At 72.2% G+C, this 13,586-nt stretch carries 13 protein-coding genes and 2 pseudogenes; 5 read left to right on the top strand and 10 right to left on the bottom strand.

Annotated elements, in window-relative coordinates; all coding sequences use genetic code 11:
• Positions 1-96: 96 nt before the first annotated feature.
• From ACFYT4_RS28060 to ACFYT4_RS28050, 3 genes are all read right to left on the bottom strand, one after another.
• Entirely contained in the window at positions 97-567 is a 471-nt protein-coding gene (locus ACFYT4_RS28060; RefSeq protein WP_389274787.1) for a hypothetical protein, read from the bottom strand.
• Positions 568-829: 262 nt separating this feature from the next.
• A complete protein-coding gene (locus ACFYT4_RS28055) occupies positions 830-3,262 on the bottom strand; it encodes a PQQ-binding-like beta-propeller repeat protein (protein WP_389274784.1) in 2,433 nt (810 codons plus the stop codon).
• 156 nt (positions 3,263-3,418) lie between these two features.
• Complete coding sequence (locus ACFYT4_RS28050) at positions 3,419-4,501, bottom strand: VOC family protein (RefSeq protein ID WP_389274781.1); 1,083 nt, start codon at positions 4,499-4,501, stop codon at positions 3,419-3,421.
• Between the two features lie 196 nt (positions 4,502-4,697).
• On the opposite strand from ACFYT4_RS28050, the gene ACFYT4_RS28045 reads away from it, so the two are divergent.
• Entirely contained in the window at positions 4,698-5,345 is a 648-nt protein-coding gene (locus tag ACFYT4_RS28045; RefSeq protein WP_389274778.1) for a TetR family transcriptional regulator, read from the top strand.
• Between the two features lie 116 nt (positions 5,346-5,461).
• On the opposite strand, the gene ACFYT4_RS28040 is transcribed toward ACFYT4_RS28045, so the two are convergent.
• Entirely contained in the window at positions 5,462-6,040 is a 579-nt protein-coding gene (locus tag ACFYT4_RS28040) for a L,D-transpeptidase (protein ID WP_389274775.1), read from the bottom strand.
• A gap of 127 nt (positions 6,041-6,167) precedes the next feature.
• On the opposite strand from ACFYT4_RS28040, the pseudogene ACFYT4_RS28035 reads away from it, so the two are divergent.
• Positions 6,168-6,353 (top strand): annotated as a pseudogene (locus ACFYT4_RS28035) (ABC transporter permease); the annotation flags it as partial.
• A gap of 63 nt (positions 6,354-6,416) precedes the next feature.
• Here ACFYT4_RS28035 and ACFYT4_RS28030 read toward each other — a convergent pair.
• A complete protein-coding gene (locus ACFYT4_RS28030) occupies positions 6,417-6,854 on the bottom strand; it encodes a carboxymuconolactone decarboxylase family protein (protein ID WP_389274772.1) in 438 nt (145 codons plus the stop codon).
• 382 nt (positions 6,855-7,236) lie between these two features.
• Positions 7,237-8,193 (bottom strand): NAD(P)/FAD-dependent oxidoreductase, encoded by a 957-nt coding sequence (locus ACFYT4_RS28025; RefSeq protein WP_389274927.1) that lies wholly within the window; start codon positions 8,191-8,193, stop codon positions 7,237-7,239.
• Between the two features lie 112 nt (positions 8,194-8,305).
• Between ACFYT4_RS28025 and ACFYT4_RS28020 the strand changes: the two genes are divergently transcribed.
• Positions 8,306-8,890 (top strand): helix-turn-helix domain-containing protein, encoded by a 585-nt coding sequence (locus ACFYT4_RS28020; RefSeq protein ID WP_389274769.1) that lies wholly within the window; start codon positions 8,306-8,308, stop codon positions 8,888-8,890.
• A 253-nt stretch (positions 8,891-9,143) separates the two neighbouring features.
• Here the strand turns inward: ACFYT4_RS28020 and ACFYT4_RS28015 are convergent, their stop codons facing one another.
• Together ACFYT4_RS28015 and ACFYT4_RS28010 are read right to left on the bottom strand one after the other, a co-directional pair.
• Positions 9,144-9,344: a hypothetical protein gene (locus ACFYT4_RS28015; RefSeq protein WP_389274766.1), complete on the bottom strand. Its 201-nt coding sequence runs from the start codon at positions 9,342-9,344 to the stop codon at positions 9,144-9,146.
• Between the two features lie 338 nt (positions 9,345-9,682).
• The gene (locus ACFYT4_RS28010; RefSeq protein WP_389274763.1) at positions 9,683-9,931 is read right to left on the bottom strand and encodes an alpha/beta fold hydrolase; all 249 of its coding nucleotides are present in this window, start codon (positions 9,929-9,931) and stop codon (positions 9,683-9,685) included.
• 9 nt (positions 9,932-9,940) lie between these two features.
• On the opposite strand from ACFYT4_RS28010, the gene ACFYT4_RS28005 reads away from it, so the two are divergent.
• Together ACFYT4_RS28005 and ACFYT4_RS28000 are read left to right on the top strand one after the other, a co-directional pair.
• Complete coding sequence (locus tag ACFYT4_RS28005; RefSeq protein WP_389274760.1) at positions 9,941-10,357, top strand: CGNR zinc finger domain-containing protein; 417 nt, start codon at positions 9,941-9,943, stop codon at positions 10,355-10,357.
• A gap of 48 nt (positions 10,358-10,405) precedes the next feature.
• Positions 10,406-11,440 (top strand): annotated as a pseudogene (locus ACFYT4_RS28000) (acyltransferase); the annotation flags it as partial.
• A gap of 511 nt (positions 11,441-11,951) precedes the next feature.
• On the opposite strand, the gene ACFYT4_RS27995 reads toward ACFYT4_RS28000, so the two are convergent.
• The gene (locus ACFYT4_RS27995) at positions 11,952-12,797 is read right to left on the bottom strand and encodes an ABC transporter permease (RefSeq protein ID WP_389274757.1); all 846 of its coding nucleotides are present in this window, start codon (positions 12,795-12,797) and stop codon (positions 11,952-11,954) included.
• Entirely contained in the window at positions 12,757-13,581 is an 825-nt protein-coding gene (locus tag ACFYT4_RS27990; RefSeq protein WP_389274754.1) for an ABC transporter ATP-binding protein, read from the bottom strand. The genes ACFYT4_RS27995 and ACFYT4_RS27990 overlap by 41 nt, the downstream gene beginning before the upstream one ends.
• Positions 13,582-13,586: the final 5 nt, after the last annotated feature.

Here is a 13,586-nt window from a genome sequence, read left to right as displayed (position 1 = left end):
GACCGGCCGAAGAGACCGGGCCCGGTGCTCGGGCCGCCGGGACCGGGCGGCTCGGACCAGGCGGCCGGAAAGCCGCCGGACCGGGCGCCGGCGGGATCACACCTTGGTACGGGTCGCGCTGGTCACCTCGCACTTCTTGTACTCCGAGCCGTCCTTCGTCCCCGTGTACGCGGTCGAGCCCTCCGCGGAGGCCGAGGCGTTCGCCTCCACCTTCGTGGTCAGCGTCGCGAAGGCGCTCGTGACATCGATGTCCGCGAGGTCGCCCTTGAACTCCATGTTCACGACGTAGTTGTACGCCTCGGCGTCGGGGTTGTTCACGGTGACCCGTGCGGTCAGGTTCTTGCCGGTCGCGTCCAGACCACAGCTGACGATCGTGACGTCGTTCGCCGCGTTGTGGCTCCTGGAGCCGCCGATCGAGCCCCCGGGGGAGCTGCCTCCGCTGCTACTGCTGCTACTACTGCTGCTGCTGTCGCTGTCACTCTTGCAGCCTCCGCCGCCCGAGCCGCGGGCTCCGGTCAGCGTGATCAGTACGATGCCGAAGACGGCGACGGCGCGGGCATGACGCATTTTCACTTTTCAACCCCCCGTTGAAAGTGGCGTGTTGGACTCGCCTCCCCTGGCGAGTGCGCGCCACCCTAGCAGCGGACGGTGACAGGTTCGCCAAGGCTTTACCAAGCCTTGGTGGGGGCGGTGGTTTAACCGGCCGACGGGCGCGAATGAGGCCGAGGAGACGACCGTCGCCCCGGCCACGGAAGGGCGGCGAGTGGGACGGCGGCCGTCGCCACGACGGTACGCCCGGGGGCCCCGCGACGCGAGCGGGAGGCCGCCGTCAGCGTCCGCGGCCCGTGGCCGTGCCCTTGACCGCGTCCAGGGCGTAGACGCAGCGGTCCTTGCTGCAGGCGTAGACGACGCCGCCCTCCGCCACCGGGGAGCCCGTGATCTCACCGCCGGTGGCGAGCTTCCAGCGGAGTTGTCCGCCGGAGGCGTCGAGGGTGTAGAGGACATGGTCGGCGGAGCCGAAGTGGACCCGCCCGTCGGCGACGACGGGAGCGCCGATGACCTCACCGCCCGCGGCGAAGCGCCACAGGGGAGTGCCGGTGACGGCGTCGAGGGTGTAGAGGGCGCTGCCGCTGCCGACATGGACGTTGCCGCCGGTGACGAGGACCGGCTCGATGGACTGGCGGGACTCGGTGGCGATGCGCCAGCGGTCCTTGCCGGTGACGGCGTCGAGGGCGTACACCGTGCCCAGGTAGTCGGCCAGGTAGACACCGCCGCCGGTGACCGCGGGCCCGGGGGCGTACGCGGGCGGGGAGAGGAACACCGCGGGGGCCTCGAAGTGCCAGCGGACGAGCCCGTTGGAGACGTCGATGGCGAGGACGCGGGTGCCCGCGGAGACATAGACGAAGCCGTCGGGCGCGGGCTGCACGCGGACCGGGACATTGCCGCAGGAGGCCGCGTCACCGATGGGGTACGACCAGCGCTCGGCCCCCGTACGGGCCTCCAGCGCGCGCAGCCGGGCGTCCCGCCACACGTACACCGTGTCGCCGAAGAGCACGGGACCGGCCTCCGGGGTCTCGAAGTCCGTCTGCGCGCCGGTGATCTCCCACAGCTTCTCGCCGTTGGACGCCTCCCACGCCTGGACGCCGCCGCCGCGCGTCCCCGTGAGGACCGTGCCGCGGTCGGCCTTGAGGGAGTAGACCCAGGCGTCGGTCGTCAGACGCCAGCGCTCCTGGCCGCCTGTCGCGTCGAGCGCGTAGAGCGTGGGGCCGTCGGAGGCGTGGATACGGCCGCCGTCGACCGCCATCGCCCAGGCCACATCGCGCGTCTTGAACTGGCGGCGGCCGGTGGCCACATCCAGGGCGTGGACCTCGAACGAGGTGACGTACAGCAGATCACCGGCGACGACGGGGGTTCCCCAGACGTCGTTCGACATCCGGAAACGCCAGGGACGCCAGCGCGAGGGCCCGTCCGCGGACGGTACGGGAGGGGGGACCGGCTGCTGTACGGGGACGGCGGGGGCCGGTGCGGGCGAGCCGTTCAGCGCTGCCGGGGGGCGGACCCAGCCGGTCGCGGGCGGCGCGTCGGCGAGGGCGGCGCGCGAGTCGGCGACCCGGGGGCCGGGGCCGATGGGGGCCTTCACACCGGGCAGCAGTACGGGACCGGCGGCGGCCGGACCGGCGACGGGCGCGACGGGCGCGGGCTCGGTGCGCGGATCGCCGCCGCCGCGCCGCGCCCAGTCCGGGTTGCGGCGGGTCGGGGCCTGCGAGGGCTGCGGCGGGACCGGGCCGGGACCGGGACCCGGGCCGGGACCGGGACCGGGAGGAGGGCCGGGGGGCGGCTGCGGGACGGGCGGGGGCGCTGCCGTGCGCCCGCCGCCCCGGCGCGCCTCGATCATCGCCGTGGCCCGGACCGGCAGCCACGCGGACGCCGTACCGCTGTCGTCGCCGCCGGAGGAGAACAGATGCGGTGCGAGCTGGGCCTGGAGGTCCTCGGGCGTGGGCCGCCGGGCGGCGTCCATGCCCATGCAGGACTCGATCAGCGGGCGCAGCTCGGCCGGCAGGCCCTCCAGGTCGGGGCCCTCCCGCAGCAGCATGAACACGGTCTCGACGGGGTTCGCCCCGTGAAAGGGCGCGTGGCCGGTCGCCGCGAAGACGAGCGTGGAGCCGAGCGAGAACACATCACTCGCGCCGGTCACGCTCCGAGAGTCCCGCGCCTGCTCCGGCGACATGTACGCGGGGGTGCCGACGGCGACGTTCGTCATGGTCAGCCGGGTGTTGGAGACACCGGACGCGATACCGAAGTCGATGACCCGGGGGCCGTCCTCGACGACGAGGACGTTCGACGGTTTGAGGTCGCGGTGCACCAGACCCGCGCCGTGGATGGACTGGAGCGCCTCGGCGATGCCCGCCGCGAGCCAGCGCACGGCCTGCGCGGGCAGCGGCCCGCACTCGTTCACTATCTCCTCCAGCGAGGGGGCCGGCACATACGCGGTCGCCAGCCAGGGCACCGCGGCCCGGGGGTCGGCGTCCACCACGGCGGCCGTGTAGAAGCCGCTGACGGCACGGGCGGCCTCCACCTCGCGGGTGAAGCGGACACGGAACAGCTGGTCCTCGGCGAGTTCGGTACGCACGGTCTTGATCGCCACCCGGCGGCCGGACGCCGACCGGGCCAGATAGACCAGCCCCATGCCACCGGCACCGAGCCTGGCCAGCACCTCGAAAGGGCCGATCCGTCTCGGATCGTGCTGCGTCAGCTGCTCCATACCTGCCTGCCACCTCCCCGTACGGGCCCAGAACCAAATGGGCCCGTCATCCACAGCCCCGTGCAGCGTCTCACCACCGAGCCCCTCAGCGGTTGCGCACCCCGATTCTTCCTGCCGGAGGCGACGGTGGCGAACCCGGGGGCGGATCGGGGTGTCTCACCCGGATTCGGGCACGGATCGCGTCCCGCGCTCGGTATCGTCCGCGTCCGCGGCCTCGTCCGCCGCCCTCGTCCGCGTACCCGCCCCGGCCGCGGGCTGCCCCAGTACGGCAAAGGCCGCCCCCTGATCGTCCGTGAGGACCGCGATACGGCCGTGGGGAATGTCGAACGGCCGGGCCTGGACACGACCGCCGAGGCGGACGGCGGCGGCGACCGTGGCGTCGCAGTCCTCGACGCAGAAGTAGACGAGGAAGTGGTCGGGCAGCTCCTTGGGGAAGGCGGGCTCGGTGAGCACGCACCGGCCGCCGACGGCCGTGTCCTCACCGGGCTCGGCGCCCCGCGGCGACCAGATCCGCACATCGGCGCCGGGGCCGGGGCCGGGGCCGGGGCCGGCAGCCGTATCGGAGCCGGTATCCGTACCGGAGCCGGGGGCGCGGGCGGTGGCAGGGCCGGGGGCGGTGGCGGCACGGGAGCCGGTATCCGTGACCGGACCCGGGCCGGCATGCGTACCGGAGCCCGGGCCGGGAGCCGTGACCGGACCCGCGCCGGCTTGCGGACCCCGGTCGGGACCCGGGGCCGCCGCGCCCTCGGGCGCCAGATCCGTGCCGGAGAAGCCGAAGACCCTCTCGTAGAAGGGGTCCGCCCGCTCCTTGTCCCAGGTGTAGACCTCGGTCCAGCCGAACGAGCCCGGCTTCGCCTGCTTCTCGAACCCCGCCCGCTCCCCCGCCTGCCAGAGCCCGAAGACCGCGCCGCCCGGATCGGCGGCGACCGCGACCGCGCCGAGGGTGCCGACCCGTCGCGGCGGGACGATCAGCCGGCCGCCCTCCTCCGTGATCCGCCGGGCGAGGGCCACCGCGTCGGGGGTGGCGAAGTACACGTTCCACACCGTGGGCATCCGGCCGTCGCTCTTGGGCGCGAGCGCGGCGACGAGCTTCCCGTCGCTGAAGGCGTCGACATAGGGGTCGCCGTTCTCCTGCCGGAACGTCCAGCCCAGCAGCTCGCCGTAGAAGCGCTTGCCCGCCTCGACATCGGGCAGTGCCGCGTCCACCCAGCACGGGGTGCCCTCGGGGAATACGGCCATGAATGCGGCTCCCTGTCTGCAAAACCTGCGTAACCCAAGTTAACCGGGCATCACAGACATCGCAGCAGATAAAATCGAACTTCTGCCCGATCGGGGGCGGCGGCACGGCCGAACCGGGGGTACGGCCCCGGTCCGCGCGCACCCCATTTGCAGTCGGCCGAATAGCGCGCCGATCACCCCTCGGTAAGCTGACGGCATGACAGGACAAGTACGCACTGTCGACGGCCGCGTGGCCGGACGACGCGGCCAGGCGACGCGGCAGAAGCTGCTCGACTGCCTCAGCGAGATGCTCAGCTCCTCGCCGTACCGGGACGTCAAAGTCATCGACGTGGCCCGGAAAGCGGGCACGTCTCCCGCGACCTTCTACCAGTATTTCCCCGACGTCGAGGGCGCCGTCCTCGAAATCGCCGAGGAAATGGCGAAGGAGGGCGCGGGGTTGACCGAGCTGGTCTCCGGCCGGGCCTGGGTCGGCAAGGCCGCATGGCAGACCTCGGAGGAACTGGTCGAGGGTTTCCTCGACTTCTGGCGCCGTAACGACGCGATCCTGCGGGTCGTCGACCTCGGGGCCGCGGAGGGCGACAAGCGGTTCTACAAGATCCGTATGAAGATCCTGAACTCCGTCACCAACTCCCTCACGGACGCGGTGAAGGAACTCCAGGCCAAGGGCCGGGTCGACAAGGACGTCAGCCCGGCGGCCATGGCCGGTTCGCTCGTCGCCATGCTGGCGGCGGTGGCCTCGCACCAGAAGGGATTCACCACCTGGGGCGTGAAGCAGGCCGAACTGAGGCCGAACCTCGCGCTGTTGGTCCACCTCGGCATCACGGGCAGGAAGCCGCTGAAGTAGGGCCCGAGTGGGGCGCGCTCGCCCGCGCCGCACATCGGGCCCCTGGCCCCGCCCCGTCCCCCGTCCCTTTCCCCCGATCTCCCGCCGTCCCGTCCCCGCCGTCCCCGTTTCCGTCCTCAGCCGCCGGTGCCGGGCTTGGTGCCCCAGATGTAGACCTGGTCGCCCACATCCAGCAGATCCCAGAGCCTCTGGGCGTCCCCGAGCCGCAGATTGACACATCCCGCCGAGCCCCCGCCGTCGTAGAGGTCGTCCAGTCGGCCGTGCAGCGCCTGGCCCTCGTCGAAGAACCGGGCGTACGGCATGGGGGCGTCGTCGTAGATCGTCGAGACATGGTCGCGGCTGCGCCAGTAGATCTCGTGCCAGCCGGGCCGGGTCTCCTCCGAATCCCGTCCCGTGCGTACCGGTACGGGGTCGAACACCACGTCCTCGCCGGTCTGCGCCCACAGGAGCTGCCGGTCGAGGTCCACGCAGGTGCTCCTCCAGAGGACGCTGATACGGGCCCGTCCCGGAGGGCGAGCGCGGGCGCGGAGGCCGCGAGGACGGCACAGGCCAGGCCTGTGGTCCAGGAGCGTTGTCGCAACCGCGCGAGGACGGCTCTCATCACATCGACTTCTCTCGTGCAGTGCTCGTGAGTCTCCTGTTCCGGGAATTCCCTGACAGACTGGACAGGGAGCATTACTGTGCGTAGGCGACACTCCCGCACAAGCCGAAGAAAGATCGGATTATCACCCAGGCGCCGCCGCTGACTGCGCCGCACGTGGAGGGGCCGCGCCGCCGGAAGGACGGGCGGGCGACGGGAGCAGCCGATGATGCTGCTCCCCTTCCAGCGCCTTCGTCCCCGTCGACGCGATGCCGGGCCGGTTCCAGCCGATCGCCGAGTGCCAGCCGTTCACGCCCGCCGTCGAAACCCTGCGCGACCTGCTCCTCGGCACCGAGATCGGCCACAACGGGTGGCTCGCCGTCGTCTGGTCCATCGGCCTGGCCGCGCTCGGCTACCGCTGGTCGACGGACACACCACCAGTAACTACCCACCCATCACGGCAAAAACCGTTACAGCGCTCAAGGCCCTCTTCAGGGGGCGACCGCATAGTGGCTGGTGATGGCGACCCGATTCCAGGCGTTCATCACGATCGCGAGCCAGCTGACCGCGGAGACCTGCTCGTCGGTGAGGGAACCGTCGTCCCAGGTGCGCCGCTCCGGGACGGTCAGTTCGGTGACCTGCTCGGCCAGGGCGAGGGCCGCGCGTTCCTGGGCGGTGAAGTACTGCGACTCCCACCAGGCGGCCAGGACGGCGAGGCGGTCGGTGCTCTCGCCCTTGGCGAGAGCGTCGCGGGTGTGCATGCGCAAGCAGAAGGCGCAGCCGTTGAGCTGAGAGACCCGGATCCTCACCAGCTCGGCCAGCAGTGGATCGAGCCCCGCCTCCCGCACGGCGGTGTCGGCCTGCGCGTTGAGCGCCCCCAGGCTCTTGTAGGTGGCGGGGTGCTGCTTGCCGAGGTTCACAGTGCTCATGGTCTTCCTTGACGACGGTGCGTTCGGTGCGTTCGTTCGACGGCGGTGGGCCCGCCACCAGGTCTGACGAGACGGCCGGGCAGAAGTGATACTGCTTGCCGAGCCCACCCCTCCATCCTCGCTCGAAGGATGTGCTTCCGCCTCGCCGCCACCGCGCCGCTGGTCCAGAAGCAGCCCGCGCCGGAGAGCGGGACTCCTCTCTGAGGCAACCGCCGAGCGCGGGTGGGACGACGTGAACGCGTACACCGGCACCAGGGGTGATCCGATCGCCGAGATCACCGACCGGGCCCAGGGGTGGGCCTGGTCGACCGTCTGGACGCCCCGGCTCCGCACAGGGCTCTGCGGGCGCGCGCAGAGCCCTCGCCCGTGGCCTGGTAGGTGGTCAGGGCAGGGCCATCGCGGCGCGGTGCTGTGCGACGGCGTCTTCCACGTCCTCGTGGAGCAGGTCGGCGTTGATGGCGAACGCGGCGGTGGAGCCCATGCCGGCGGCGGCGATCACCTGGGCGCGGGGATCGACGACGTTGCCGGCCGCCCACACCCCGGGGACGCTGGTGCGGCCGGTGCGGTCCGTCACGACCCAGCCGTGCTCGTCCTTGGCGCAGCCGAGCAGGGTCATGAGGTCGTCGCGCGGGGCCGGGCGGGGAAAGAGGAAGGCCGCGGTGCGGGGGATCACACGGCCGTCGGCGAGCTCGACACCGCGCAGCCGGTCGTCGTCGACGACGAGCCGTATCGCCCTGCCTTCGATGATGTTCACGCCGAACGCCTCCAGTTGTTCCCGTTCCTGTGGGGAGAGTTCGAGCGTGTGCGTGAGGAAGACGATGTCCTTGCTCCACTGGCGCAGGAGCAGGGCCTGGTGCACGGCGCCCGGGTGTGTGCCGAGGACGGCGAGGGGCTGGTCGCGGACCTCGTAGGCGTGACAGTACGGGCAGTGGAGAAGGTCCTTGCCCCAGCGCTCCCGGACGCCGGGAAGGTCGGGCAGTTCGTCGCGCAGCCCGGTGGCGACCAGGAGGCGACGGGCCTTGAGTACGGGGCCGCCCTCAAGGCGCACGTCGTAACCGGGCCCGATGTGCTCCACCCGGCCCCGGATGACGTCGACTCCGTAGTGGGCGATCTCGGCACGGCCCAGGTCGAGCAGGGTCGCGGGCGGCAGCCCGTCACGGGACAGGAAGCCGTGCATGTGCGCGGCGGGGGCGTTGCGGGGCTCGCCGGCATCGATCACGACCACCCTGCGGCGGGCCCGCCCCAGAAGGAGTGCCGCGCTCAGACCGGATGCTCCGGCGCCGATCACCGCCACGTCGTGGACCTCGTCGCCACCCGGCAGCACGCCGCCGTTCTGCATGTTCTTCGTCGCCTTGATCACGGCGATCACCTCCGGTCCCCAACGTGCTCCAGTGTTGCGCTGGAGACAACTTCTGTTGCCATTTCCGGGACGGCTTGGGTTGAATGGGCTCATGGACGAGCAATCCCCCGTCGCCGCCACGCTGGCACAGGTCGGCGCACGGCTCCGACGCATCCGTACGCAGCGTGGAGTGACCCTGTCCGCACTGGCCGAGGCCACGGGGATCTCCAAGAGCACACTGTCGAGGCTGGAATCCGGCCAGCGCCGCGCGAGCCTCGAAATGCTGCTGCCGATCGCACAGGCCCACCAGCTGCCGCTGGACGAGCTGGTCGGGGCCCCGGAGGTCGGCGACCCCCGGATCCACAGCAGGCCACGCGTGCGCAACGGCCGGACCCTGATTCCGCTGACCAACCGGCCGGGCCCCTTGCAGGCGTGGAAGTCGGTCGTTCCGGCCGCCCAGAACCGGCCCGAGCCGTGCACGCATGAGGGGTACGAGTGGCTGTACGTCCTGTCCGGACGTGTACGGCTCATCCTGGGCGACCACGATCTGGTCCTGGAACCGGGCGAGGCCGCCGAGTTCGACACCCGCCTGCCGCACTGGTTCGGCCCCGCCGATGACTCGGCCGTGGAGGTCCTCAACCTCTTCGGCGGCCAGGGCGAGCGCGTACACGTCCGCGCCGGACCCCGCTCCCGCTGAACACCGTGTCCCGCCGGACAGGCCCACGGCATGCCCCGGCCGAGGTCCGGAGCTCCGGTCAGGGCGGCGGCCAGAGGCTCCGCTTCCCGCGGACGGTGAGCTGTTGCGGGGCCGGAGATGCCTCCCGCCGAACCCAGGGCCGTTAACAGAGCGACGGTGACCGCCGCTGCCCTTCTGGTAGGGAGGTCTTGAAGGCCGGCGTCACGCGAAGGGCCGAATCAACCGACAGCGTCGGCCCCCTTCCGGCCGGCCGTCACCTCAACGCGTACCGCTTCCCCGCCGCGACCGCGTGCGCGAGCCTCTTCTTGTGCTCGGCGGTCGGCTCCCATCCCCGGCGGCACCCGGCGCAGAACCAGCGCCAGCGGATGTCTCCCGGCGGGCCGCCGAAGGTGGTCATGTCCTTCCACAGCGGCGGCCGCTGCGGACAGTGGGGGCAAAGGGGCGGTATCAGCACCTGATGTCTCCTTCGTACTCGTCTGCGAGGGTGTCGGGTTGACGCCACCAGCGCCGCGTGATCCGGTCACGTATCACCCGAACGAGCGAAAAAGGGCGGAAACGGGAGCGGGTCGCCCGAAGCCCGGCACGGGGAGCAGGTCACCCGAAACCGGAGGCCAGGGCCGGGCGGCCGTGAACCCGGCGGGCCCGGACACTCCGACATGGGCGTCGGTGCCGACACCGGCACCCAAGCCGGGGCACGGCGGACAACACGGCACCGGGGTGTCGGGGCGTCGGGGCGTCGGGGTGCGACCCGGAGTACGGCCTTCCCGGGGGTTCGGTTCACGCCCGCAGGGTTCAGGTCGCGGTCCACAGTTGTCGCGGTCCACAGTTGTCGCGGATCACGGTTGTTCCCGGTTCACGGGATCGCTTCCAGACTCGGGTGAGGAAGTCGGCGATCAGCGGGGCGATCTCGGTCAGGTTCTCCTCCAGCGCGAAATGGCCGGTGGGAAAGGTGTGCAGTTCGGCGTCGGGCACATCGCGCAGATACGCGTGCGCGCCGGGCTCGGGGAAGAAGGGGTCCCGGCTCCCCCAGACGATCAGCACGGGCGGGGTGTGCTCCCGCAGCCACGCCTGCCACTCGCCGTACCGCGCGACGTGCGGAAGGCCACCGCGGCCGCCCTCGGAGCCGTACGGCGGGGCGAGCGGCCACCCGCGGACGCTCTGGACGCCCTCAACAGGGCGCAGCTTGACGCACCCGCCGTACGCGGTCTCGCCTGGGACGGGACCGCCGTCACCGCCGTACGGCACCGGGCCGGGGCGACCTTGGGACAGCGGGTGGCGGGATGGCTCGCCGAGGCCGCCGCCGAGCTGCTGTCCGGCCCGGACGCGGGCCGGGTGCGCGAGTGCGAGGCCCCGGACTGTGTCCTGCTGTTCGTCCCCGCCCATCCGCGCAGACGCTGGTGCTCGGCGTCCCGCTGCGGCAACCGCACCCGGGTCGCCCGCCACTACGCCCGGCGGAAGGAGGCGTAGAGGGGGCAGGGGTGCGCCGTTTCCGGTCCTGGGGCGCGCCGCGGGATCATGGGTGGGGTGAGGGCGGAACGCAACCGCTGCGCGGATCTCCTGCGGGTGTGCGCGATCGGTGCGGTGGTGCTCGGTCACTGGCTGCTGGTCGACGTCACCTACCGGGCCGGACGGCTGTCCGGCCTGAATGCCCTGGACCATGTCGGCTGGGCCCGCTGGGTCACCCTGCTGCTGCAGGTCATGCCGGTCTTCTTTCTCGTGGGCGGCTACGCGCACGCGGTCTCGTGGCAGGCTCGCCGACTGGAGGGCGAGGACTGGCGGACCTGGGTGCAGGGCCGGGCCGCGCGCCTGCTGTGGCCCACGGCGGTGTACGTGGCGGTGTGCGCGTTCGCCGTCACGGCGGCCCGTCTCGCGGGCGCCGAACCCTCAGGACTGGCCCGGGCGGGCTGGCTGGTGGCGCTGCACCTGTGGTTCCTGCCCGTCTACCTGCTGCTGATCCTCCTGACCCCCCTCCTGCACGCGGCCCACCGCCGGTGGGGACTCGCGGTGCCCGCGGCGATGGCACTGGGAGCCGCGGGTGTGGACGCCCTGGTGCTCGGGCCCCGGCTGCCGCTGACCGGCTTCCTCAACTATCTGCTGGTGTGGGGCTCGATGCACCAGTGGGGGTTCGCCTGGCAGGACGGCACACTGACCACCCCGCGATGGCGCTGCCGGGCGCTGGCCGCGGGAGGAGCCGTTCTCCTGGTCGCACTGCTGAGCCTGGGCCCCTTCCCGGTGGACATGATCGGCGCGGGGACACGGGTGGGCAACACCGCCCCGCCCTCGATCGCCCTGCTCGCCTTCGCCGCCACCCAGACCGGCCTTCTGCTCATGGCCGAGCCCGCGCTGCGGCGCCTGCTCACCCGCTCCGGCCTCCGGCGAAGGGTCGCCCGTCTCAACGCCGCTGTCATGACCGTCTACCTCTGGCACATGGCCCCCGTCATCCTGGTCGCCCTCGCCCTCTACCCGACGGGCCTGGCACCCCAGCCCCCCATCGGCACCGCGGCCTGGCTGGGCCTGCGCGTTCCCTGGCTGGCCCTGCTGACCGCCGTCATGATCCCGCTCGTGCCGGTTCTTCTGCGGGCTCAGCGACCGCTGCTCCGCGCACCGGCGGGCGTGGGCCCCACGGGCTGGTGGTCCCCCTTCCTGCTGGTCTGCGGTCTCGCCCTCTGCCTTCCCGCCCTGGCTCTTCTCGCCGTCGGAGGCTTCGCCCCGGGCGGGCGGCTCGCGGTACTCCCCCTGGCGCTCGGGGCCGCCGGCCTGGCGGCCGTCGTCTTCTCCGGCCGTCCACGGCGGTCTCCGGACCGTCTCGCCCACGGGCCGGGCGGCCCGGAGGCGTACGACCGGTTCGGCCGGCGGATCCCGTACCCGGACAGGTCCCGTACCCCGGCGGATCCCGTAGCCGGACGGTCCCGTACTCCGGCGGATCCCGTATCGCGACGGGTCCCGTACCCGGGCAGGTCCCGTACTCCGGCAGGCCGCCGTACCCCGACGGCTCACCGGCGCCGTGGAGACCGCTCCGGGGCAGCGCTGGTGCTCGCGCTCGTGAGCGGGCGGGGTGTGCTCAGCGGGCCAGCCGGCCCATCAGCGCCGAGGCGCAGACGATGCCCACCAGCGCCGAGAAGGAGAGCACGGCGAGATCGAGGGGAAGGTGGGCCGGGGTGCCGATCAGCAGGCCGCGCAGGGCGTCCACTTCGTAGCTGAGGGGGTTGGCCCGGCTCACCGCCTGGAGCCATCCCGGCATGAGGGCCACCGGGTAGAGGGCGTTGGAGGCGAAGAACAGGGGCATCGTGATCGCCTGGCCGATGCCCATCAGGCGGTCCCGGGTGAGCACGATGCCCGCGATGCTCATCGAGAGGCAGGCGAAGAACGCCGACCCCAGGACCACGACCAGCGCCACTCCCGCCAGCCGGAGCGGGTTCCAGGTGAGTGCCACACCCAGCGCGGCGGCGATAAGGATCACCACCACGGCCTGGATCAGCGCCTTCACCCCGGCCGCGAACGCCTTGCCGGTGACCAGGGCGGCCCGGGGAGTGGGAGTGACCAGCAGTTTGTTGAGCACTCCCGCGTCCCGCTCCCAGATGATCATGATGCCGTAGAAGATGGCGATGAACATGGCGGACTGGGCGATGATCCCCGGTGCGAGGAAGTCGAGGTAGGGCACGTTCCCGGTCGGGATCACCCCGATCCGGCTGAAGGTCTCGCCGAAGATCAGCAGCCAGAGCGCGGGCTGGACCGCCCTCGTGTACAGCTCGGTCCGGTCGTGCCGGAGCTTCTGGAGTTCCACCGCGCACATCGCGGCCACCCGGGAGGGCAGTACGGCCCAGCCGGTGCGTACCACCGAGGGCTCGATGGGCAGAACACCGGGTTCAGCCGAGGCGCGACGCCGTGCGACGGGTGCTGCGCACATCGCGGAATTCGCCTCCGTTGTCGTCGTCGAGGCCGCTGCCCGCGTAGTGGCGGAACACGTCCTCCAGCGTGGCCGGCCGGCCGGCCGGGGCCGGACGCGGCAGCCCGGACTTCAGGGCCTCCGGGGTGCCCATGGCCCGGATCCGCCCCTGGTGCATCAGGGCGAGCCGGTCGCAGTGCCGGTCCGCCTCGTCCATGGAGTGGGTGGTGACCATGACGGTCATTCCGGTGGCCGCCCGTACGTCGTCGAGCCGCTCCCAGACGCTGGTGCGGGCGATCGGGTCGAGCCCGATGGTCGGCTCGTCCAGGATCAGCAGCCGGGGCGAGCTGACCAGGGCCTGTGCGAGTTCGAGGCGGCGGATCATGCCGCCGGAGTAGGTGCCCGCCATCCGGTCGGCCGCGTCGCCGAGACCGACGGCGTCGAGGGCCTGCGCCACGCGTGGGCCGCGTTCCCGGCGGGGCACGTCGTACACCCGGGCGAAGAGGACGACGTTCTCGCGCCCGGTCAGGGCGGCGTCGGCCGAGAGCTGCTGGGGGACGTACCCCAGCAGGCGCCGGACAGCCATCCTGTCCCGGGCCACATCGTGCCCGAAGACCCGGATCATTCCGGCCGGAACGGGGAGCAGGGTGGTGATCACCCTGATGGTGGTGGTCTTGCCCGCGCCGTTGGGGCCGAGCAGTCCGAAGACCTCGCCCGACGTGACGGAGAAGTCCACCCCGTCCACGGCGCGGGTGTCGCCGAAGCGGTAGACGAGTCCGGTGCAGTCGATGGCGCTCCCGGTCATGGCCG

This window comes from Streptomyces sp. NPDC004609, assembly GCF_042873655.1.
Taxonomy (GTDB): Bacteria; Actinomycetota; Actinomycetes; order Streptomycetales; family Streptomycetaceae; genus Streptomyces.
Note: the sequence above shows the minus strand (reverse complement) of the source record. Positions and strands in the feature narration are given on the sequence as shown.